This window comes from Micromonospora sp. NPDC004540, assembly GCF_040610095.1.
GTDB lineage: Bacteria > Actinomycetota > Actinomycetes > Mycobacteriales > Micromonosporaceae > Micromonospora.
Genome location: NZ_JBEXLR010000105.1, coordinates 1 through 22066, shown reverse-complemented (window position 1 = coordinate 22066; position 22066 = coordinate 1). Strand labels below are relative to the sequence as shown.

General features: G+C 74.4%; 22 protein-coding genes. 12 read left to right on the top strand and 10 right to left on the bottom strand.

Annotated elements, in window-relative coordinates:
- Positions 1-94: 94 nt before the first annotated feature.
- A complete protein-coding gene (locus ABZV78_RS26695; protein WP_355642837.1) occupies positions 95-919 on the bottom strand; it encodes a metalloregulator ArsR/SmtB family transcription factor in 825 nt (274 codons plus the stop codon).
- 181 nt (positions 920-1100) lie between these two features.
- Positions 1101-2009 carry a helix-turn-helix transcriptional regulator gene (locus tag ABZV78_RS26690; protein WP_355642835.1) on the bottom strand — a complete coding sequence of 303 codons (909 nt, stop codon included), beginning with the start codon at positions 2007-2009 and terminating at the stop codon, positions 1101-1103.
- Between the two features lie 75 nt (positions 2010-2084).
- On the opposite strand from ABZV78_RS26690, the gene ABZV78_RS26685 reads away from it, so the two are divergent.
- The 3 genes from ABZV78_RS26685 (at position 2085) to ABZV78_RS26675 (ending at position 6078) form a co-directional block, all read left to right on the top strand.
- Positions 2085-3776, top strand: a complete 1692-nt coding sequence (locus tag ABZV78_RS26685; protein ID WP_355642833.1) for an AMP-binding protein — start codon at positions 2085-2087, stop codon at positions 3774-3776.
- Between the two features lie 2 nt (positions 3777-3778).
- Positions 3779-5380, top strand: a complete 1602-nt coding sequence (locus ABZV78_RS26680) for an AMP-binding protein (RefSeq protein WP_355642839.1) — start codon at positions 3779-3781, stop codon at positions 5378-5380.
- A gap of 77 nt (positions 5381-5457) precedes the next feature.
- Positions 5458-6078, top strand: a complete 621-nt coding sequence (locus ABZV78_RS26675; protein ID WP_355642831.1) for a hypothetical protein — start codon at positions 5458-5460, stop codon at positions 6076-6078.
- Here ABZV78_RS26675 and ABZV78_RS26670 read toward each other — a convergent pair.
- Both ABZV78_RS26670 and ABZV78_RS26665 read right to left on the bottom strand, forming a co-directional pair.
- The gene (locus ABZV78_RS26670) at positions 6075-7406 is read right to left on the bottom strand and encodes a nicotinate phosphoribosyltransferase (RefSeq protein WP_355642829.1); all 1332 of its coding nucleotides are present in this window, start codon (positions 7404-7406) and stop codon (positions 6075-6077) included. The two genes, ABZV78_RS26675 and ABZV78_RS26670, sit on opposite strands and share 4 nt — an antisense overlap.
- Before the next feature lie 99 nt (positions 7407-7505).
- A complete protein-coding gene (locus ABZV78_RS26665; protein WP_355642827.1) occupies positions 7506-8027 on the bottom strand; it encodes a pyridoxamine 5'-phosphate oxidase family protein in 522 nt (173 codons plus the stop codon).
- A 127-nt stretch (positions 8028-8154) separates the two neighbouring features.
- Here ABZV78_RS26665 and ABZV78_RS26660 point away from each other — a divergent pair, with 127 nt between their 5' ends.
- Positions 8155-9105, top strand: coding sequence for a hypothetical protein (locus tag ABZV78_RS26660; RefSeq protein WP_355642825.1), 951 nt, complete (start codon positions 8155-8157; stop codon positions 9103-9105).
- Positions 9106-9169: 64 nt separating this feature from the next.
- The gene (locus ABZV78_RS26655) at positions 9170-10435 is read left to right on the top strand and encodes an MFS transporter (RefSeq protein ID WP_355642823.1); all 1266 of its coding nucleotides are present in this window, start codon (positions 9170-9172) and stop codon (positions 10433-10435) included.
- A 12-nt stretch (positions 10436-10447) separates the two neighbouring features.
- Here ABZV78_RS26655 and ABZV78_RS26650 read toward each other — a convergent pair whose 3' ends face one another.
- A complete protein-coding gene (locus ABZV78_RS26650; protein ID WP_355642821.1) occupies positions 10448-11515 on the bottom strand; it encodes a Gfo/Idh/MocA family oxidoreductase in 1068 nt (355 codons plus the stop codon).
- A 90-nt stretch (positions 11516-11605) separates the two neighbouring features.
- On the opposite strand from ABZV78_RS26650, the gene ABZV78_RS26645 reads away from it, so the two are divergent.
- On the top strand, positions 11606-12865 hold the full coding sequence (locus tag ABZV78_RS26645; protein WP_355642819.1) for a lycopene cyclase family protein: 1260 nt from the start codon (positions 11606-11608) through the stop codon (positions 12863-12865).
- Here the strand turns inward: ABZV78_RS26645 and ABZV78_RS26640 are convergent.
- Positions 12850-13431 (bottom strand): dihydrofolate reductase family protein, encoded by a 582-nt coding sequence (locus tag ABZV78_RS26640; protein WP_355642817.1) that lies wholly within the window; start codon positions 13429-13431, stop codon positions 12850-12852. The two genes, ABZV78_RS26645 and ABZV78_RS26640, sit on opposite strands and share 16 nt — an antisense overlap.
- Before the next feature lie 269 nt (positions 13432-13700).
- Between ABZV78_RS26640 and rnhA the strand changes: the two genes are divergently transcribed.
- A complete protein-coding gene (gene rnhA / locus ABZV78_RS26635; protein WP_355642815.1) occupies positions 13701-14177 on the top strand; it encodes a ribonuclease HI in 477 nt (158 codons plus the stop codon).
- A 21-nt stretch (positions 14178-14198) separates the two neighbouring features.
- Here the strand turns inward: rnhA and ABZV78_RS26630 are convergent, their stop codons facing one another.
- The 3 genes from ABZV78_RS26630 to ABZV78_RS26620 form a co-directional block, all read right to left on the bottom strand.
- Entirely contained in the window at positions 14199-14459 is a 261-nt protein-coding gene (locus ABZV78_RS26630) for a hypothetical protein (RefSeq protein ID WP_355642813.1), read from the bottom strand.
- 36 nt (positions 14460-14495) lie between these two features.
- On the bottom strand, positions 14496-14732 hold the full coding sequence (locus ABZV78_RS26625; RefSeq protein WP_355642811.1) for a preprotein translocase YidC: 237 nt from the start codon (positions 14730-14732) through the stop codon (positions 14496-14498).
- A gap of 82 nt (positions 14733-14814) precedes the next feature.
- Positions 14815-15789 (bottom strand): pentapeptide repeat-containing protein, encoded by a 975-nt coding sequence (locus ABZV78_RS26620; protein ID WP_355642809.1) that lies wholly within the window; start codon positions 15787-15789, stop codon positions 14815-14817.
- Positions 15790-15968: 179 nt separating this feature from the next.
- On the opposite strand from ABZV78_RS26620, the gene ABZV78_RS26615 reads away from it, so the two are divergent.
- Entirely contained in the window at positions 15969-16577 is a 609-nt protein-coding gene (locus ABZV78_RS26615) for a hypothetical protein (RefSeq protein WP_355642808.1), read from the top strand.
- 41 nt (positions 16578-16618) lie between these two features.
- Here the strand turns inward: ABZV78_RS26615 and ABZV78_RS26610 are convergent, their stop codons facing one another.
- A complete protein-coding gene (locus ABZV78_RS26610; RefSeq protein ID WP_355642806.1) occupies positions 16619-17029 on the bottom strand; it encodes an SSI family serine proteinase inhibitor in 411 nt (136 codons plus the stop codon).
- Between the two features lie 405 nt (positions 17030-17434).
- Here ABZV78_RS26610 and ABZV78_RS26605 point away from each other — a divergent pair, with 405 nt between their 5' ends.
- The 4 genes from ABZV78_RS26605 to ABZV78_RS26590 form a co-directional block, all read left to right on the top strand.
- The gene (locus ABZV78_RS26605) at positions 17435-18466 is read left to right on the top strand and encodes an ABC transporter permease (protein ID WP_355642804.1); all 1032 of its coding nucleotides are present in this window, start codon (positions 17435-17437) and stop codon (positions 18464-18466) included.
- 61 nt (positions 18467-18527) lie between these two features.
- The gene (locus ABZV78_RS26600; protein WP_355642802.1) at positions 18528-20273 is read left to right on the top strand and encodes an ABC transporter substrate-binding protein; all 1746 of its coding nucleotides are present in this window, start codon (positions 18528-18530) and stop codon (positions 20271-20273) included.
- Positions 20274-20335: 62 nt separating this feature from the next.
- Positions 20336-21325, top strand: a complete 990-nt coding sequence (locus tag ABZV78_RS26595; RefSeq protein ID WP_355642800.1) for an ABC transporter permease — start codon at positions 20336-20338, stop codon at positions 21323-21325.
- 13 nt (positions 21326-21338) lie between these two features.
- Positions 21339-22066, top strand: a 728-nt coding sequence (locus tag ABZV78_RS26590) for an ABC transporter ATP-binding protein (RefSeq protein ID WP_355642798.1), incomplete at its 3' end; no start/stop codon positions are given.

Here is a 22066-nt window from a genome sequence, read left to right as displayed (position 1 = left end):
GAAGCGGGATTCTGGGGTCTGCGGGCCGGATCCGCGTTGCTGATCGGGGCGGTCGCCGGGTTCGCCGCGCGGGTGCCCGCCGGCGCGCGCCGGCTCAGCCGGCGGGGACCGGCTCCGGCAGCGGCTCGCCGGTCTCCAGCAGGCTCTTGAGGCTGGCCAGCAGCTCCGGCCAGCCGCCGCTGCCGTCGAGCTGCCCGCTGACCGCCCGGTGCATCTCGCTGCCGGGGGAGAAGTCGTCGTGGGTGACGGTCAGCCGGACCGTCTGGCCGTGCGGGGTGAGGTCGAAGGTGACCTTCGAGCGGCGCTCGCCGAGCCGGGCGGCGAGTTCCTCGTCGGACCAGCCGAAGTGCGCGGCGTGCTCGGGCTGGAAGCCGTGCCAGGTGTACGCCAGCCGCCGGTGGGGCTGCGCCTCCAGCACCCGCTGGCCGAGGTCCTTCGGTTCGGCGTCGGGGGAATCCTGCCAGAGCAGGGGCGAGCCGGCCCGCCAGTCGGAGACGAGGGTGACGCCGCCCCAGTAGCGGCGGGTGAACTCGGGCGCGATGAGCGCCGTCCAGAGCCGCTCCGGGGTGGTGCGGATGTAGGTGGTGTAGACGAACGTCGGGCTCTCCACGGGCTGCCCCTCCAATGCTGTCTGCAGGTCGGCGAGGGCCTGCGCCCGGGCCCGGTCGTACCGGCCGATCCACCGGTCGGCGACGGCGTTGATGGGGGCGGCGTTGAGGTGGTGCAGCTTCTCCCGCCCGCGTCGCGTGGTGGTCACCAGCCCGGCCGCTTCCAGCACCGCGAGGTGCTTGCTCACCGACTGTCGGGTCATGTCGAGCCCGGCGCACAGCTCGCGCAGGCTCTGTCCGTTGCGGACGTTGAGGCGGTCGAGCAGCCGGCGGCGGCTGGCGTCGGCCAGCGCCCGGAACACGTCGTCCACCGCTCGTCCTCTCCGCACAGGCAACCGGGTGGTTGCCTATCCCGATATTAGGCAACCTCTGGGCTGCCTGTCCAGCTGACCCACATCGCCGGGGGAGCTAGCCTCCTAGGACGCCTTGGAGGGTGTGTGGGTCCACACCCGCCGGGCACGGCGGAGTGGACCTTGCGGAGGAGAGCTGCGGCTAGGGGAGGAGGCCGGCGCGGCGGGCGGCGACCACGACCTCCAGCCGGGTGTGCGCGCCGAGCTTGCGCATGGCCGAGCGCAGGTAGCTCTTCACCGTCTCCGGGCGTAGCCCGAGCTGCCCGGCCACGTCGGCGTTGGTGCAGCCCAGCGCGACGCAGGCCAGCACGTCGGTCTCCCGGGGCGACAGGCCCGGCGCGGCCGGCGGCCCCGGGCGGCGTACCGCGCCGGCGAGCCGGTCGGCGACGGCGTCGAGGCGGTCGCGCAGTTCGGGGTCGGCGATCCGGCCCAGCAGGCCGCGCAGCTCGGCGTGCGCCTGGCGGACCTGCTCCCACTCGGGCCCGGTCGGGTCCGGGCGGGACGGCACGGCCGGCAGGGCGGCCAGCGCCGCCCGGGCGGCGTCCCGGTCGGCGAGGCGACGTTCCAGGTCCCGTCCGGCGTCGACGGCGGCGGCGACCAGGCGGTCGCCCAGGGGCAGGCGCTGGCGTACCGCGCCGTAGAGGACCGCGCGGACCTCGCGGCGCACCACCACGGGCACGGCGACCACCGAGCGCAGCCCCTCGGCGGAGACCGGGGCGTCGTACTCGTGGCTGATCGAGCGGGCCACCGGGTAGTCGTCGACCCGCAGCGGCAGCCCGAGGGCGAGCGCCTTGCCGCCGAGGCCGGCGCCGGCGTGGATGGCGAGGCCGCGCAGCGCCGTCGTGCTGGTGCCGGCCAGCTCGGTGATGGTCATCCGGGGCGGGCCGCCGGGCTGGACCAGCCCGCCGAAGGCGACCGGCAGGCCGGTGCCGCGGCGCAGGGTCAGCAGCCCGGCCCGGACCTCGTCGGCGTCGTCGCGCGGGTAGAGCGTCACCACCTGGGCCACCTCCCCGCCGGCACCCCCGTCCGGGGGTGGTGAGACCTGCGTCACCCGATCGAGGATCAGCCTACTGCGCGCGGCGCCGTCCCCCTCCGGCCGCGCGCCCGGGACAGGAAGGACACCCCCATGGCCACCGCCGGCACCCAGGCCTTCCGCGAGGCGCGCGACTTCCTGCTCGCGCACCGGACGGACCACGAGACCGCGTACGAGAAGTTCCGCTGGCCCCGGCTCGACGAGTTCAACTGGGCGCTGGACTGGTTCGACGTGCTCGCCGAGGGCAACGACGCCACCGCGCTGCGGATCGTGGAGGCGGACGGGGGCGAGGGGAGCTGGTCGTACGCGGAGTTGTCCGGCCGGTCGAACCGGGTGGCGAACTGGCTGCGCGCCCGCGGCGTGCGGGCCGGGGACCGGTTGATCCTCATGCTCGGCAACCAGCTCGAACTCTGGGAGACGATCCTTGCCGCGATCAAGCTGCGCGCGGTGATCATCCCGGCGACGCCGCTGCTCGGCCCGGCCGACCTGGCCGACCGCCTGGCGCGCGGCGCGGCCCGGCACGTGGTGGTCGGGGCGGAGCACGCCGGCAAGTTCGCCGGGGTGGCCGGCGACTACACCCGGATCGCGGTCGGCGCCCCGGTCGACGGCTGGCACGACTACGCCGACGCGTACGGCGCGGACGACGGGTTCACCCCGGACGGGCCGACCCGGGCCGACGACCCGCTGCTGCTCTACTTCACCTCCGGCACCACGGCCCGGCCGAAGCTGGTCGAGCACACGCACGCTTCGTACCCGGTGGGGCACCTGTCCACCATGTACTGGATCGGGCTGCGTCCGGGCGACGTGCACCTGAACATCTCCTCGCCGGGGTGGGCCAAGCACGCGTGGAGCAACGTGTTCGCGCCGTGGAACGCCGGCGCCACGGTGTTCGTCTACAACTACTCGCGCTTCGATCCGGCCGGGCTGATGGCCGCCATGGACCGCTGCGGGGTGACCAGCTTCTGCGCGCCGCCGACGGTGTGGCGGATGCTGATCCAGGCCGACCTGACCCAGCTCGCGTGCCCGCCGCGCAGCGTCGTCGGCGCGGGGGAGCCGCTGAACCCCGAGGTGATCGAGCAGGTCGAGGCGGCCTGGGGGGTCACGGTCCGGGACGGGTACGGGCAGACCGAGACGACCGCGCAGATCGGCAACCCGCCGGGCGCCCCGGTGAAGCCCGGCTCGATGGGGCGTCCGCTGCCCGGTTACGTGGTGCGCCTGGTCGACCCGCTCACCGGCCAGGTCGGCGACGACGGGGAGGTCTGCCTGGACCTGGCGCACCGGCCCACCGCGCTGATGGTCGGCTACCACGGCGACGAGGAGCTGACCGCCACCGCGATGCGGGACGGCTGGTACCACACCGGGGACATCGCCTCCCGGGACGCCGACGGCTACCTCACCTACGTGGGGCGCACCGACGACGTGTTCAAGGCGTCGGACTACCGGGTGTCGCCGTTCGAGCTGGAGAGCGTGCTGCTGGAGCACGAGGCGGTGGCGGAGGCGGCCGTGGTGCCGTCGCCGGACCCGGTGCGGCTGGCCGTGCCGAAGGCGTACGTGGTGCTCGCGCCCGGCTGGGCGCCGGGGCCGGAGACCGCGGCGGCGCTCTTCGCCCACTCGCGGGACCGGCTGGCCCCGTACCTGCGGGTGCGGCGGTTGGAGTTCGCCGACCTGCCGAAGACCATCTCCGGCAAGATCCGCCGGACCGAGCTGCGCGCCGCCGAGCGGGACAGGCACGCCGCCGCCGGGGCGCGGCCGGCCGGCGAGTACCGCGAGGAGGACTTCCGGTGAGCCTGCCCTCCTACGCCAGTGGCACCTCCGACGCACCGCTGCTCGGCGACACCATCGGCGCGAACCTGGCCCGCGCCGTCGCGGCGTACCCGGACCGGGAGGCCCTGGTCGACTGCCCGGGCGGCCGGCGCTGGACGTACGCCGAACTCGGCCGCGCGGTGGGTGACCTGGCCCGCGGCCTGCTGGCGGCGGGGGTGGCCAAGGGGGACCGGGTCGGCATCTGGGCGCCGAACTGCGCCGAATGGGTCCTCCTGCAGTACGCCACCGCCACGATCGGCGCGATCATGGTGAACATCAACCCGGCCTACCGGCGGCACGAGCTGGAGTACGTGCTGAACCAGTCGGGGGTGAGCCTGCTGGTCTCCTCGCCCGGCTACCGGAGCAGCGACTACCGGGGCATGCTCGCCGGGGTCCGGGACGCCTGCCCGGCGCTGGGCACCGTGGTCTGGCTCGGCGAGTCGAGCTGGGACGACCTGGTGGCCGGCGGGGCGTCGGTGCCGGTGGAGCGGCTGGCCGCCCGGGCGGCGGAGCTGAGCTGCGACGACCCGATCAACATCCAGTACACCTCGGGCACCACCGGGTTCCCGAAGGGCGCGACGCTGTCGCACCACAACATCCTCAACAACGGCTACTTCGTGGGCGAGCTGGTCCGCTACACCGAGCGGGACCGGATCTGCCTGCCCGTGCCGTTCTACCACTGCTTCGGCATGGTGATGGGCAACCTGGCGGCCACCAGCCACGGCGCCTGCGTGATCATCCCCGCGCCGACCTTCGACCCGGCCGCGACGCTGCGGGCGGTCGCCGCCGAGCGGGCCACCTCGCTGTACGGGGTGCCGACCATGTTCATCGCCGAGCTGGCCCTGCCCGACTTCGCCTCCTACGACCTGTCCAGCCTGCGCACCGGCATCATGGCCGGCTCGCCGTGCCCGGTGGAGGTGATGAAGCGGGTCATCGACGGGATGCACATGGCCGAGGTGGCGATCTGCTACGGCATGACCGAGACCTCGCCGGTTTCCACCCAGACCCGGCACGACGACGACCTGGACCGGCGTACCGCCACGGTGGGGCGGGTGCTGCCGCACGTCGAGGTGAAGGTGGTCGACCCGGCGACCGGGGTGACCGTGCCCCGGGGCGAGCCGGGGGAGCTGTGCACGCGGGGCTACTCGGTGATGCTCGGCTACTGGGACGAGCCGGAGAAGACGGCCGAGGCGATCGACCCGGCGCGCTGGATGCACACCGGCGACCTGGCGGTGATGCGCGAGGACGGCTACCTGACCATCGTCGGCCGGATCAAGGACATGATCATCCGGGGTGGGGAGAACGTCTACCCGCGCGAGATCGAGGAGTTCCTCTACCGGCACCCGAAGATCTCCGACGTGCAGGTGGTCGGCGTGCCCGACGAGCGCTACGGGGAGGAGATCCTGGCCTGCGTGATCCTGCGCGACGGGCACGACACGCTCACCGTCGAGGAGGTGGCCGAGTTCTGCCGGGACCGGCTCGCGCACTACAAGATCCCGCGGCACGTGCGGGTGATGGCGGCGTTCCCCATGACGGTCAGCGGCAAGGTGCGCAAGGTCGAGCTGCGCCACGCCGGTCTCGCCTGACCGCCACTCCCCGGTGCGGCCGGACGGTACCGCCATCACCGAGGCGTAGCCTTAGTCGGCTTTTCGGGGAGGTCGGCGTGGGGCACGTGTTCGTCAGGCTGGCCGGGCACGGCGCCCGGCTGGTCCCGTACTGGCCGTACCGGTTCACCGGGTCCGCCGGGTCGTCGACGGTGCAGGTCACCGTCGTCGCCGACGGAGGTGAGCGGCGGGCGGTCGTCGGGTCCGGCGCCGCGTCGGTGCCCGGCGTGGTGGACGTCGCCGCCGGCCCGGACGGGGACTGGCGGCTGGAGATAGGGCCGTTCAGCCTCTGCTGGCCGGCGGGCTTCGCCGTGGAGTCACCCACCGAACCAGGGGACGGGACGCCGTGCTACCTGCTCGGCCCCGACCAGGCGATGATCTTCCCGCAGGGACCGGTGCCACTCGCCCGGCTGGCCGGGCCGGACGCCCTGGTCGCCCCGGGGCAGCGGGTCGTCGACCGGCGGGTGCTGGACGGCGACATCGACGTGGTGGAGCTCGCGTACGCGCACGACGGCGCCGCCTGGTGGCAGGCGCACTGGATCATCCCGGTCGGGCGCGACCTCGCGCTGGTCCTCACCGGACAGGCCCCGGCGGAGGCCGGCGCGGCGGTCCGGGCCGGCGGCGACCGGATGGCCGTCACCGTCACCGGCGTCCACCACGCTGATGGACGTTCCGCCTAGCCGCGCCCGAGCCGCGCGGCCACCCGCTCGTGCAGCGCCGCCAGCGCCGGGCTGACCGTCGCGGTCAGCGGCGTCGGATCGTCCAGCCGGCGGGCCGGCTCCGGTAGCCAGGCGAGATCGGCGTCGAAGCGGCCACGGGCGGCGCGAACCGCCTCGGCGGGGTCGGCGGGGTCGAGCCGGCGGCCACCGCGCATGACCGGCACCAGCAGCGGCTCCCGGCCACCCGGTGGTGGCTCGTCGCGCAACCCCACCACATCCCCCGCCGCGCCGGCCGGATCACGGAAGACCTGCTTGGCAGCGGGCAACGTGGCCTTGCCCGGGGACAGCTTCAGCACCGGCCGGTCGCCGTAGGCGACCAGCTTGTAGGCGCTGTCCAGCGACGGCGCGTCGTACGAGACGCCCATCTTGGTGCCCACGCCGTACCCGTCGATCGGTGCGCCCTGCGCCACGAGCGCCGCGAGGACGTTCTCGTCGAGGCTGCCGCTGGCGATGATCTTGGCGTGCCGCAGCCCGGCGTCGTCCAGGATCGCCCGGGCCTGCCGGGCCAGCGCACCGAGGTCGCCGGAGTCGAGCCGTACGCCGAGCGGGCCGGTCAACCCGAGTTCGGTGACGACGTCGACGGCGGCCCGGACTCCCGCCGGCGTGTCGTAGGTGTCGACCAGGAAGATCGGGTTCGTGGGGAAGTCGGCGGCGAACGCACGGAACGCCGCCCGCTCGTCGGGGAACGCCTCCACGTACGAGTGGGCCATCGTCCCGGACGGGGCGATCCCGTACCGCATGGCGGCCTCGACGTCGCTGGTCGCGGCGAAGCCGGCGATGGCCGACGCCCGTGCCACCCCCGCGCCGGCCTCGATGCCGTGGGTACGGCGGAACGCGAAGTCGATCAGCTGCGCGCCGGGGGCGGCGAGCCGGCAGCGGGCCGCCTTGGTGGCCACCGTGGTGTGGAACGTGATCAGGTTCAGCACGCCCGTCTCCACCAGCTGTGCCTCCGCGATCGGCGCGGTGACCTCCAGCAGCGGTTCGTCGGCGAAGACCACGCGACCCTCCGGCACGGCCCACACGTCCCCGGTGAACCGCAGCCCGGCCAGCGCCGTCAGGGCCGGCTGGTCGAACCCGACGACGTCGCGCAGGTAGCCCAGCTCGGCGTCGTCGAAGGCGAAGCTCTCCAGGAACGCCAGCGCCTCGGCCAGCCCGGCGGCGACCAGGAAGCCGCGCCGGTGCGGCAGCCGGCGGACGAAGAGGCTGAACGTGGCGTGCTCCGTCATGTCCCGGCGCAGGTAGCTGGCGGCCATCCGCAGCTCGTACAGGTCGGTACGCAGGCCGGTCATGCCACCTCCTCCACCACGCCACCACTGTGATCCATCCGGTGGCGGGGCGTACGGGAAATGGGAGATCCGCCACGGGCGGTGCCCGCCCGCTGCAGGGGCTCAGCGGGGGCCGGCGGCCCGCCAGAACTGGCGCGGCGCGTACCCCTCGCGGCGCAGCCAGTGTTCGGTGTAGACGATCCGCTCCGCCGGCACCACGACCAGTGGCCCGGCCGGCGGCTCGTCCAGCGACCGGGACCGCTCCACGTGGTCGGACTGCCACCGGTACGCGGGCCAGTGCTGTTCGAAGTCCGGGTCGCCGGGATGCAGCACCCGGGCGCGGCCGAAGACCTGCGCGCCGCGGCTGCTGGCCTGGCCGACGAGGGGCGCGAAGATCCCGATCGAGACGCGCGGGTCGGCGGCGAGGTTGCGCATCTTCGGCGAGTCGGCGACCGCCGTGAACATCAGGGTGAAGTCCAGGTGGAAGTAGCGCACCGGGGTGGCCAGCGGGCCGTCCGGGCCGGCGGTGGCCAGCACACACATGTTCTGGCTGGAGAGCAGGTTGAGGATGCGCTCCTCAAGGCGGTCGCGGTCGACGCGGGCGGTGGGGGTGGGGCCGGCGAGCCAGGGGTTGGTGACGGGCATGCGAGATGATCCCATCCGGCCGGCCGATATCCGGTCGCGGGCCTGGCCACCCATCGGCCATCCTGGCCGCGTGTCCCGCCACCGCACCGCGCCACGGACGGTTCGCGTCGCCCCCGCCGGTCGCCGGATGACCGGTCGGGTGGCCCGGTCGGCGCTGCCGACCGCTCCGGGAGGCGGTTGGGACGGCCTGGCCCTCGAGGTGGACACGCCGGTGCGTCCGGGCCTGCGGGTGGAGGTGGCGGGCGCGCGGCGGTTCCTGATCCGCCAGGCCGACCGGGTCGTCCTGCTGGCGCGACAACATCCCCGGCATCACGGCGTCCACTACGTCCGGACCGGGGCCTACCGCTCGCCGGTCCCACCGATCAGCGCCGCGGAGGCCAGACGCGTGGGGGATGCCAGCGGCGAGGGGGATCGAGCGGCCCGCTGGGCCCACCGGTTCGCGGGGTGGCTCGCCGAGGCCGAGGACGGGCCGTTGCACCGCGGGCCGTGGACCCTCACCCCCGGTATGCCGCACTGGGCGGTGCCGAGCCACTGGCCGCGGCTGCCGGTGGTCGATCCGGACCGTGGCCACATCACCTGGTTCGGCTACGGCCACCCGGTCGAGGACCAGCGGGACATCCTCCCGCTGCGGCGACTCGCCGCGCCGGACAGCGCCCGGGTGCGGTCGTGGCGTCGGCGGGTCCGCGACGGGACGCTGCCACCCGTGCTGCTCTGGTGGGTCAGCGGCCTTCAGACGCTGCTGGTGCTCGACGGCCACGACCGGATCGTCGCCGCGCTGGCCGAAGGGAGCCGACCGGCGGTGCTGGTCCTGGCCCCGCCCGTCGACCCCGCGTTGGCCGCCGCCGGGGAACGACGGGAGCTGCGCGTGTTCTCCGAGCGGATGGCCGCCCTCGCGGGCCGCACCGATGTCGCGCCCGCGCGGCTCGTCGCCGCGTCGCAGCAGTTCGGCGCCGCGCTGCGCGACGTGGCACGCGACCTGGGCCGGAACCGGGCCTGGCCGCTGCCCGGCGGCGCGGGAGCCTGGGAGCGGCTCGCGGCGGATGTCGCCCCCGGCTGGCCCCCCGCCGAGGAACGGTGAGCTGGTCCGACCGGTGCGGTAACCCGGTCGGCGCGGCGTCCGATCCCTGGTAGGTTGCCTCGCCGTGACGGGGACCGCGGGGGATCGGCTCGACGGGCGTTTCGCCCGGCTCTGGACGGCCAGCACCATGTCGGCGCTGGGCAGCGGCATGGCCACGGTGGCCGCCCCGCTCTACGTCGCCTCGAAGACCGACGACCCGCTGACCGTCTCGGCCGGCGCCGCGGTGGCCTGGCTGCCCTGGCTGCTGTTCGCTCTGCCCGGCGGGGTGCTGGTGGACCGGGTGGACCGGCGCCGGCTGATGGTGGTCATCGATTGGCTGCGGGTGGCCGCGCTGGCCGTGCTGGCCGTCGCGATGGTCGCCGACCGGGCCGGGGTGGCGCTGCTCTACGCGGTGCTGTTCGTGATCAACACCGGCGAGGTGGTGTTCCGCAGCGCCGCTCAGGCGGTCGTGCCCGCGGTGGTGCCCCGGTCCCGCCTGGAACGGGCCAACGGCTGGCTCGGCGGCGGCACCCAGATCATGCAGAACATGGTCGCCGGGCCGCTCGGCGGCTTCCTCTTCGTGGTGGCGGCGGCCATCCCGTTCGCCGTCAACGCCGGCACGTACGCGCTCAGCGCCGTCCTCGTCGGCCTGCTCGCCGGGTCGTACCGGGGCTCGCCCGGGGCGGGCGGGCGCCGCTCGGTCCGCGCGGAGGTGGCCGAGGGGTTCCGCTGGCTGCTGTCCCAGCGGCTGCTGCGCACCATGACCCTGCTCATCGGGCTGCTCAACGTCACCCTGACCGCCGCCCTCGCGGTGCTGGTGCTGCTCGCCACCGACCGGCTCGGCCTCGGCTCGGTCGGCTACGGCGCGCTGTTCACCTGCATGGCCGTGGGCGGGTTGCTCGGCTCGGCGGTCGGCGACCGGCTGGTCGCCACCATCACCGCGACCTGGACCGTCCGGGTGGGCCTGCTCGTCGAGGCCGGCCTGCACCTGGCCCTGGCCGCCTCGCGCAGCGCCGTGGTGGTCGGGCTGGCGCTGTTCGCCTTCGGGGTGCACGGCGCGTTGTGGAACATGGTCGCCAACTCGCTGCGCCAGCGGCTCACCCCACCCGCGCTGATGGGCCGGGTGGGCAGCACGACGCTGTTCATCGCCGCGGGCGGCAACTGCGTCGGCGCGCTGCTCGGCGGGGTGGTCGCCGACCGGTACGGGATCACCGCGCCCTACTGGGTGGGGTTGGTGGTGGCCGTCGCGGTGATCGCCGCGACCTGGCGGGTCTTCAACCGGGCCACCGTGGCCGCCGCCTACGCCGACCCGGCGCCGGACGGCCGGGAGACCCCGGCGACCGTCGCCTGAGCGGGGCTCGGCTCAGGGCAGCGGCGGCACCGGCAGCGTCATCCCTTCCGCCGCCGACCGGTGGGCCAACTCGATCAGCTCGACCACCCCGACCGAGTCGGCCGGGTCCACCGGCAGCGGCGCACCGTCCCGCAGCGCCGCCACCACCTGGGCGTAGAAGTCCTGGTAGCGGCCCGCCTCGGTGGGCACCGGCCGCAGCTCGCCGTCGACGCCGAGCCGGCCGTACTGGTCCGGGTCGACCTCGCCCCAGCCCGGGGTGCCGGGCCGGCCGCCGTCGCGCAGCGCCGCCTCCTGCGGGTCCAGCCCGTACGAGGTGTAGGCGCCCCGGTCGCCGAGCACCCGGAAGCGCGGGCCGAGCTGCGCGGTCACCGCGCTCATCCACAGGTGCGAGCGGACCCCGCCGGCGTGGGTGAGCGCCACGAACGCGTCGTCGTCCACCTCGGCGCCCGGCCGGCGCCGGTCCACCTCGGCGTAGACCCGCTCCACCGGGCCGAACAGCCGCACCGCCTGGTCGACCAGGTGGGCGCCGAGGTCGAACAGCGCGCCGCCGGCCTCGCCGGGCGCGGCGCTCTCCCGCCAGCCCGGCTTGATCGCCGGCCGCCACCGCTCGAACCGGGACTCGAAGCGGGTCACCCGGCCCAGCCCGCCCGCTTCGACCAGCCGGCGCACGGTCAGGAAGTCCCCGTCCCAGCGGCGGTTCTGGAAGGCGGTCAGCGGCACTCCCGCCGCGGCCGCCTCCGCGACCAGCGCCCGGCCCTCCTCGGCGGTCGGCGCGAGCGGCTTGTCCACCACCACCGGCAGGCCGGCCGCCACCGCGGCCCGGGCCATCGGCACGTGCTGCCGGTTGGGCGTGGCCACCACCACCAGGTCGAGGGTGTCGGCGGCCCGCCAGAGATGGTCGGCGTCGTCGACCACCCGGGCGTCCGGGTGCTCGGCGTGCACCTGGGCGCGGCGCTCCGGGTCCCGGGTGACCACCGCGTCCAGCCGTAGACCGGGCGTGGCGGCGACCAGCGGGGCGTGGAACACCCGCCCGGCGATCCCGTACCCCAGCAACCCCACCCGCAGCGGCGCCTGCGCCATGCCGTCCCCCCGTTCTCGATGATCCCCTGCGAATCTACGCGCCGCTCCCGGCCCGGGACGGCGGGTCCCGCCCGGCCCGCCCGCCGGGGGGTGTGGCAGCGTGGGCGGGTGCACGCCACCCCGGTCGAGGCCGACCTCGCGCTGGTGGGCGGCGGGGGCGCCGCCTCCCTGGTGCTGGCCGCCCTGGACCGGCACGACGTGACCGGCCTGCGTGTCGCCGTGGTCGACCCGGTGCACAAGCGCGGCCAGGACCGCACCTGGGCGTTCTGGGGCGCGCCCGGCGGAGACCTCGACCCGCTGCTGAGCGCGAGCTGGTCGCGGGTAGACGTGGTCACGCCCGCCGGCCGCCGCGTCCTGCCGCTCACCCCGCTGCGGTACGCCATGCTCCGCTCCGGCCCGGTCTACGACCGGGCTGCCGCGGCCGAGCGGCGGCTGGGCGCGGTGCGGATCGGCGCGCCGGCCGGCGGGCTGGCCGACGACGGTCACCGGGTGACCGTGCACGACCCGGAGGGGCGGCCGCTGGTCCGGGCCGGCTGGGTGCTCGACTCCCGGCCCCGCCCGCCGGCCCGGCCGGGGCGGACCAACTGGTTGCAGCACTTCCGGGGCTGGTGGCTGGCGGCCGACCGGCCCACCTTCGACCCGGGCCGGGCGGTGCTGATGGACTTCCGCACCCCGCAGCCCGCCCGGGGCGTCTCGTTCGGCTACGTGCTGCCGGTCGACGACCGGTACGCCCTGGTCGAGTACACCGAGTTCGCCCCCGCCGTGCTCACCGACGCGGGCTACGACGCGGCGCTGCGCGGCTACGCCGGCCTGCTCGGCCTGGACCTGACGGGGCTGCGGGTGCGCGAGGTGGAGAACGGGGTGATCCCGATGACCGACGGCCCGTTCGTACCCCGCCCCTCACCCCGGGTGGTCCGCCTCGGCACGGCCGGCGGCGCCACCCGCCCGTCCACCGGGTTCACCTTCTCGGCGATGCTCCGCCAGGCCGAGCAGGTGGCCCGGGCCCTGGCGGCCGGCCGGCCGCCGGTGCCGGCGCCCGCGTACCCGCGGCGGCACCGGTGGATGGACGCGGTGGCGCTGCGCGCGCTGGACCGGGGGCACGTCGGCGGGGTGGCGTTCTTCGAGCGGCTCTTCGACCGCAACCCGCCGGAGCGGGTGCTGCGCTTCCTCGACGGCGCCACCTCGCCGGTCGAGGACCTGGCGGTGATGCGGTCCAGCCCGCTGCTGCCGATGACCGGCGCGGTGCTCGGCGACGCCGCCGGTCGGCTGCGCGCCCGGCTCCGCCGCGACCCGGCCCCCGCCCCCGTGCCGGAGGCCGGGCCGCCGGTCGCTGGTCAGGCCGGCTCGTAGCGGGCGATCACCACCCCGGTGGTGGTGGTGACGCTGTCGGTGAGCCGCAGCGCGCCGGGCTCGTCACCGGGGTCGAACAGCCGCCGCCCGCCGCCCAGCACCACCGGGTGGATCAGCAGCACGTACGCGTCGACCAGCCCGTGCCGCCGCAGCGACCGGACCAGCTCACCGCTGCCGAGGACCGCGATGTCCGGCCCGGGCTGCGCCTTCAGCTCCCGTACCGCCTCGATCACGTCGCCCTTCAGCAGGTGCGAGTTCACCCAGGGCAGCGGCTCGTCCAGCGTGGTCGAGGCGACGTGCTTGGGCAGCGCGTCGAGCACCGGGGTGAACGGGTTGCCGGTCTGCCGGGGCCAGTAGCCGGCGAAGTCGGCCCAGGTGCGGCGGCCGAGCAGCAGCGCACCGGTCGAGGCCATGCCCTCGCCCATCTTCCGCCCCATCACCGGGTCGTTGAAGGGGATCGCCCAGCCGCCCCGGGTGAAGCCGTCCCGGGTGTCCTCGTCGGGCCGCCCGGGCGCCTGCATCACCCCGTCCAGGCTGACGTTCTCGGTGACGATGATCTTCCGCATGCCGCTCCCTCGGGACGCGGGCCGGCCCGCTGCCGGCCCTCCACCCCTGACACGAACGGCGACCGCCCGTTTCGACAGCGGTCAGCGGCCGAGTTCCGCGGCCACCCGGTCGCGGACCGCGCGCACCTCGGCCCGCAGGCCGTCCCACCGTCCGTCCATGATCGGTGACCCTGCCAGACCGCCTCGGCGGTGTCGTGCGGTTTCCGTCGCCGCGCCGAGCCCGGTCGGGTGGTGGTCACGCGCGGGGGCGTACCGGGTAGGTTTCCGGCATGGCGGAAGCGGCGACCGGCGGGGTCGTGGAGATCTGGACCGACGGGGCGTGCAGCGGCAACCCCGGCCCCGGCGGCTGGGGCGTGCTGCTGCGCTGGGGCGGGCACGAGCGCGAGCTGTGCGGCGGCGAGGCCACCCCGACCACCAACAACCGGATGGAGCTGACCGCCGCGATCCAGGCGCTGGAGAGCCTGACCCGCCCGGTGACCGTACGGCTGCACACCGACAGCACCTACGTGCGCAACGGCATCACCGGCTGGCTGGCCTCCTGGAAGCGCAACGGCTGGCTGACCGCGGCGAAGCAGCCGGTGAAGAACGCCGACCTGTGGCAGCGGCTGGAGGCGGCCTGCGCCCGGCACGAGGTGACCTGGCTCTGGGTGAAGGGCCACAACGGGCACCCGGAGAACGAGCGGGCCGACGCGCTGGCCAACCGGGGCATGGCGGAGGCCCGCGCCGGGGTGCCGGCCCGAGGCTGACGCGGCGGGTCCGGGTTCGGCTCACCGCTCCGGGCGGCCCTCCTCGATCTCCTCCGGCTCGTTCGCCGGGTCGCCGGTGCCGGAGACGGCCGCGACGTCGTAGCCGGCCCGGCTGATCTCCCGGGCGGAGCGGCGATCCTCGGCCGGCAGGTCGGCGAAGTCGTCACCGGTGTCGTCGGTGGTGTGCAGGGACTCGCCCGGCGGGCGCAGCGACGCCTCGTACGCGGTCGCGCCGTCGGGCTCGTCGGTGGCCGCGCGGCCGAAGGACTCTTCACTCGTCATGTGGCACTCCTGCCCGCCCCGCCCGGGGGCAAACGCTCAGCGGGCCGCGTCCGGGTGGGTCGGCATCGAGGAGCCGCCGGAGCTGCTGCCGGACGCCCCGCCGGCCACGCCGGAACCGTCGTCCTCGGTCACCTCGTCCGGTTTCGGCGCGCCCGGCTCCGGCGCCGGCACGTCCGTGTCCGCCTCCACCTGGACCAGCCGGGCCTGGCCGGCCTCGTCCTCGGCGTGCGCCGGATCGACCGGCTGCTGGCCCTGCCGTACCTCGTACTTCACCGGTCCGCCTCCCGTCCGTCGCCACGGTGACGCCGCCTACCCGGCGCGGCCCCGGCGAAACCCCGGCCGGTCGCGTGGTCGGTCAGCGCCGGCGGCCCGCCGACCGCCCGCCGCTCGACCTGCCGCCGCCCGACCGGTCGCGGCCCGACCGTCCGCCGGACGGGCGACCGCCGGCCGACCGACCGTCGGCCGCCGGACCGTCCGGCGAACGGACCGGGGTGACGGTCAGCGACGACCAGTGGGCCGGGCGGCGCACGCCGGCCGGCAGGACCGTGCGGTGGTCGCCGCGGGCCGCGTCGAGCTGCGACTGGTGCAGGAACAGGCAGTCGCCCAGGTCCGCCCCGCGCAGGTCGGCGCCGCGCAGGTCCGCGCCGGTGAGGTCGGCCGCGCCGAGGTCCACCCCGCGCAGGTCCGCGCCGATCAGGCTGGCCCCACGCAGGTTCGCGCCGGCCAGCCCGGCCCGGCGCAGGTCCACGCCGATCAGCACCGCGCCCCGCCGGTCCACGCCGGCCCGGCCCGCCCGGGCCCGCTCGCCGGCCCGGGACAGCAGCCGGTTGACCCGGTCCCGGTGCGCGTCGACGTCGACGGCGAGCACCTGCTCCGGGGTGCCGTCGGTGAGCCGTCCGGTCTCGGCCAGGGCGGCGGCCAGCTCGTCCCGCAGCGGGCCGGGCGGGGTCAGCGCGAGGGCCTCGGTCAGATACCAGAGCAGCTCGTGCAGCGGCCGCATCACCGCGAAGGTGTCGAACATCCGCCGCGCCGTCGCCGGGTCGGCCCGCCAGTCCCGCCCGGCGAAGGTGCCCTGGGCGACGTGCTGGCCGGCGCCGAAGCAGTCGAAGACGGTGCAGCCGGGGAAGCCGCGCTGCCGCAGGTCCCGGTGGATGCCGCAGCGGGAGTCGGCGCCCAGGTTGGGGCAGGGCTGCCCGGCGGGCTTGTCGACCGCGAAGTCGGCGGAGGCGGCGAACGCCGGCGCGACGCAGCAGATCCCGAAGCAGCGCGCGCAGTCGGCGCGCAGCTCCCGGGCGCCGCCCGTCGCCCCCTGCTCCACCGCCTCGGACACCCCGCCCCGGCCTCCCGCCCGTCCCCGCCGGCCGCGACTCTCACGCCCGCCGTCATTGTCCGCCCGGGCCCGCCCGGGCCGGCAGGCGGGGGCGCGGGAGTGTGACGGGCCCGCCCGGTTCCGGCCCGTTGGCGCGGTGGCGCTTCGTAGGGTGGCGGTGACCGACACCGGAGGGTGGGATGGACGACGACGCACGGGAGCAGGCGCTGCTCACCGCCCTCACCACCGAGCACTTCGTGCTCCAGACCAGCCGCAGCGCCACCGTCGCCGAGTCGGTGGGCCGGACAACGGTCTTCCTGTCACTGCTCTCCGCCGCGCTGATCGGGCTGGGCTTCGTCTCCGGCAACGGCCCGCTGCTCCGGCCGTACCTGGGCGCGGTGCTGCCCACCCTGGTGGTCACCGGGCTGCTCACCTTCGGCCGGCTGGTGCAGAACATGGTGGAGAACTCCCTGGACCTGCAACGGATGCAGCGGATCCGGGCCTGGTACCACCGGCGGTTCGCCGGTGACCAGGACTTCTTCGCCGACGCGGTGACGCCCGGGGGCGGGGTGCGATCCGCCTGGACGGCGGTGGGCGCCCGGCCCGGCCGGTGGCACCTGCTGCTGACCGCCGCCGCGCTGGTCGGCGCGGTCAACGCGCTGCTGCTCGGCCTCGGCGCCGCCCTGCTGGCCGGGCTGGCCGGCCTGCCGACCGGCCCGGCCGTGCTCCTGGGCGTGCCGGTCGCCCTGGTGGCCTTCGGGTTGCAGCTGGCGTACATCGGCCGGGCCTCGATCTCGCTGGCCCGCTGAGCCGGGGCGCGGCGGGCCAGCGGCGGGCGCCGGCCCTCCGGTCAGAAGTCGAACAGCACGTCCGTGCCGCGCCGTAGGTGGCACCGGTTGTCGTAGGTCCGGGCGTACGCGACGGGCCGGTCCTGCCAGAAGCCCACGGCGCGGGCGGTGACCGGGGCGTACTCCCGGGTGCACGGCCCGGGCCGCACCTCGAGCGCGTCGAGGTGGCCGTCGACGCGAGCGAGGAGCCGGCAGGCGGTCGCCGGGTCGGGGTGCAGGCCGCCGGCGGGGCCGCAGACCAGCACGGTGGCGCGGACGTCGTCGCCGCCGCCGTCGACGGTGAGCAGCAGCGCCGACGGGGTCTCGGGGCCGGGGCGGGGCGCCGCGCCGGCCGCCGTCGGGGTGGCCACCGCGGCGAGGCCGCCGAGCGCGGCGGCCAGGGCCAGGGCGGCGGTGCGAGGGGCGAAGGGCATGGGTCGTCCTTCCGTCGGGGCCCCGGGGTGGGGGCCGGGTGTCGGCCCGGGCGTCGTGCGACCGGGCCGAGGAGAACCCTAAGTGGACGGTGTGAACGCGAAGCGTCACGTGGTGTTACGCCCCCGGCTCTCGCGGGCGGCGGCTGTGGCATCGGCGCCGGGGAATGTCCGAACGGCTGACAACCGGATTCGGCATCCACGGAAACCCATTGTGGAACTGTCGCGCGAATAGCCGAACGGATGACAACCGAAGCCCGCCGTTATTGCGGCGACGCTTTCCGTAAACCGTATCGTTGTCAATTCATGACAACCGATACGGCCGTTACCGTAACGATTCCATTCACTGATCCGCAGCGGTTTACCGTCGGGTGGCAGGACGTTTTCGCCCCCCGTCGGGAGGACTCCATGAGCGACCTGTCCCATCCACCGTCGTTGACCGCACCGGGCGATCGGGCGGCCCCGGACCCGGCCGTCGAAGCCGCCGGCCGGCCCGCCGCCGACCGCCGGGAAATCCTCGGCCGGTCGCCCAACCAGCTCGCCTGGCTGCGGCTCAAGCGGGACCGGACGGCCCGGGTCAGCGCACTGACGCTGGCCGTGGCCGCCCTCGTCGCGCTCGGCGCGCCGCTGCTCGGCCGGCTCACCGGAATCGACCCCACCGACAAGTTCGTCGGCCGGCTCAACGATTTCGGAATGCCGATCGGCTACGCCGGCGGCATCAGCGCCGACCACTGGCTCGGGCTCGAACCCGGCAGCGGCCGGGACATCCTGCTCCAGTTGGTGTACGGGCTGCGCACGTCATTGTTCATCGCCTTCGCCTCGGCCCTGCTGGCGTCGTTCATCGGGGTCGCGGTCGGCGTGCTGGCCGGCTGGGCACGGGGCTGGCTGGACAGCGCGGTCAACTGGTTGATCGACCTCACCCTGGCGTTCCCGTTCCTCATTTTCGCCCTCGCCGTGATCCCGATCCTCCAGGACCGCTTCTACACCGAACGGGAGGCGCCGCCGCCGGCCTTCCGGGTCGCCCTGATCATCGCCACCTTCGCCCTGTTCAGCTGGACCTACACGGCGCGACTGGTCCGCGGCCAGGTGATCTCGCTGCGCGAGCGGGAGTTCGTCGAGGCGGCCCGGGCCGCCGGCGCCGGCACCGGGCACCTGCTGTTCCGGCAACTGCTGCCGAACATCTGGGCGCCCATCCTGGTCACCGTCTCGCTCAACGTGCCGCAGTTCATCGCCATCGAGGCGGCGCTGGCCTTCGTCAACATCGGCGTCACCGAACCCACGCCCGACCTCGGCCGCATGATCTACAACAGCATCGGCTACGTCGCGAGCGACCCCTGGTACACCCTGTTCCCCGGGTTGACGATCTTCCTGCTGGTCCTGGCGTTCAACCTCTTCGGTGACGCGCTGCGCGACTCGCTGGATCCCCGCTCCACCCGGTAACCCCCACGGCCATCGACACGCCCGGCCGGCGGGGGCCGCCGGGCGGGAAGGGAGCACATCCGTGCGCACACGAACCCGGACACTGACCGGTGTCCTGGCCGCGGCGGCGCTCGTCGCCGCCGGTTGCAGCCCCACCACCGACGGCGGAGGCGGCAGCGACGAGAAGGCGAAGACCCAGACCGGCTCGATCTCCTACGAGGCGGCCGACAACCAGGGGCCGGCGAAGGCGGTCGACGGCGCCAAGGCCGGCGGCACGCTCACCGTCATGCAGAACACCGACTTCGAGCACCTCGACCCGGCCCGCAACTACGTCAACACGCAGCAGGTGACCGGCGGGCTGCTCTACCGGGCGCTCAACGGCTACAAGGAGGACGGCAGCGGCAAGCTGCTGCTCGTCGGCGACCTGGCCACCAATCCCGGCAAGGACGTCAACAACGACTGCAAGGTCTGGGAGTTCACCCTGCGCGACGGGGTGAAGTACGAGGACGGCTCCCCGGTGACCAGCAAGGACGTCGCGTACGGCCTGGCCCGCTCGTTCGCCGCGAACCTCAACGAGGGGCCGCACTACATCCAGCAGTGGCTCTACCCGGACGGCGCGTACAACGCCACCTACAAGGGGCCGTACGACGGTGGCAAGGCGACGCCGGACGGTGTCGAGACGCCCGACGACCGGACCATCCGGTTCACCTTCCCGCAGCCGCACTGCGACCTGCCGTACGCGGCGGCGCTGCCCACCACCGCCCCGGTGCCCGCCGCCAAGGACACCCGGGCCAACTACGACCTGCGGCCGTTCTCGTCCGGCCCGTACAAGGTGAAGTCGTACGAGCGGGACGTGGCGCTGGAGCTTTCGCGCAACCCCAACTGGGACCCGAAGACCGACCCGATCCGCAACGCGTACCCCGACGCCATCCGGGTCACCTTCGGCCTGGAGCAGGCGCAGATCGCCGAGCGGCTGGTCGCCGACGCCCCGGCCGACCAGGCGGCGCTGAGCTGGACCGACGTGCCGCCGGCCGTGCTGCCCCGGACCACGACGGCCGGGGTGGCCGAGCGGGTGGTCAAGGGCCCGACGCAGTACACCTGGGTGCTCAGCATCAACACCCAGCGGGTCACCGACCTGACCGTCCGCCGGGCGCTGAACTACGCCGTGGACAAGGACGCGGCGCTGAAGGCGATCGGCGGGCAGGCCGCCGGCAGCCCGGCCACCACGCTCATGTCGCCGACCACCGCCGGCTGGCAGAAGTACGACGTGTTCAACGCCCCGGTCACCGGGGACAAGGCGAAGGTCACCGACCTGCTGGCCGGGAAGAAGCCGAAGCTGGTGCTCGCCCACTCCAACACCGAACTGCGCACCCAGCAGGCCGAGGCGATCCGGAAGAACCTCACCGACATGGGCTTCGACATCGTCATGAAGCCCATCGACAGCACCAGCTACTACGACGAGATCGGCCGCAGGAACAACCCGTACGACCTCTACCTCAGTGGCTGGGGCTCGGACTGGCCGACCGGCTCCACCATCATCCCGCCGGTCTACGACGGCCGGGAGATCGTCGACGAGGGCAACAACAACGTCTCGTACCTCAACGAGCCGTCGGTCAGCGCGGAGGTCGACCGGGTGCGCAACCTGCCCGCCGCCCAGCAGGACGCCGCCTGGATGGCCCTGGACCAGAAGATCATGCGGGAGTACGCCCCGGTCGTGCCCTGCTACTACGACGCCACCTACGAGCTGCACGGCTCGAAGGTCGGCAACGCGTTCCTCAGCGACGCCTTCGGCATCATCTCGCTGAACGGCATCCACGTGAAGCAGTGACCGTCCCGTGGGGGCGGTCCACTCCGGGCCGCCCCCACCCGTCCACCGGGGGAGGTGCTCCCGTGCTCCGATTCGTCGTCCGGCGGCTGCTCGTCGCCGCGGTGACCCTCGCCGTGATCAGCCTCGTCACCTTCGGTCTCTTCTTCGCGGTGCCGAGCAGCCCGGCCAAGGTGATGTGCGGCAAGAACTGCACCGCCGCGGACATCGCCCAGGTCGAGCGGCGCCTCGGCATCGACCAGCCGCTGCCGCGCCAGTACACGGAATTCGTCAAGGGCGTCTTCGTCGGCCGCACGTACGGCGAGGGGGACTTCCGCCAGGACTGCCCGGCGCCCTGCCTGGGCTACTCGTTCCGCAACAACCAGCCGGTCACTGAGATCATCGTTCAGCGCGCCCCGGTGACCTTCAGCATCGTCCTCGGCGGCGCGGTGCTGTGGCTGACCCTGGGGGTCTCGCTGGGCATGGTGTCGGCGTTGCGCCGGGGCACGGCCCTCGACCGGGCCGCCATCGGGGTCACTCTGGCCGGGGCGTCCATGCAGGTCTACTTCTTCGGCCTGATCCTGCTCTACCTGCTGGTCTACGCCACCGGGCTGCTGCCGTTCCCCAGCTACACCCCGTTGACGGAGAACCCGGCCCGCTGGGCAGTGGGGCTGCTGCTGCCCTGGATGACGCTCGGCTTCCTCAACTCGGCGCTCTACGCCCGGCTGGCCCGGGCCCAGATGCTGGAGACCCTGTCCGAGGACTTCGTCCGGACTGCCCGGGCCAAGGGGCTGTCCGCCCGGCAGGTGCACACCCGGCACGCGCTGCGCGCCGCGGTCACGCCGATCGTCACGATCGCCGGCCTGGACATCGGCACCAGCCTCGGCGGCACCTTCATCACCGAAACGATCTTCGGCCTGCAGGGGCTGGGCAAGGCCACCGTGGAGGCGGTGCAGTTCCTCAACCTGCCGGTGGTCATGGCGACCGTGCTGCTGGCGGCGGTGTTCATCGTGGTCGCCAACATCGTGGTCGACGTGCTCTACGCGGTCATCGACCCGCGGGTCCGGCTGAACTGACGGGAGGATCGACATGGTGGAGCTACCGGTGCCGCGCCCGGGCGAGGGCCCCTATCTGCAGGTTCGGGACCTGCGGGTGCGGTTCGACACGGAGGACGGCGTGGTGAAGGCCGTCGACGGGGTCTCCTTCGCCGTCGAGCGGAGTCGCACGTTGGGCATCGTGGGGGAGTCGGGTTCGGGTAAGAGCGTCACGTCGTTGGCGATCCTCGGGCTGCACAGCACGAAGCGGGCGGCCATCTCGGGGGAGATCTCGGTGGGTGGTCGTCAGTTGGTGGGGCTGGCGGAGGAGGAGGTGCGGCGGCTGCGGGGCCGGGACATGGCAATGATCTTCCAGGATCCGCTGTCGGCGCTGCACCCGTACTACACGGTCGGTAAGCAGATCGCCGAGGCGTACCGGGTGCACCACCCGCGGGCCGGGAAGCGGGAGGCCCGGACTCGGGCGGTGGACATGCTGGGTCGGGTGGGGATCCCGCAGCCGGCGAAGCGGTTCGACCAGTATCCGCATGAGTTCTCCGGGGGTATGCGGCAGCGGGCGATGATCGCGATGGCGCTGGTGAACGACCCGGATCTGTTGATCGCCGACGAGCCGACCACGGCGTTGGATGTGACGGTGCAGGCGCAGATCCTGGACCTGCTCAGTGACCTCCAGGAGGAGTTCCGGTCGGCGATCATCCTGATCACCCACGACCTGGGCGTGGTCAGCCAGGTGGCGGACGACGTCCTGGTCATGTACGGGGGCCG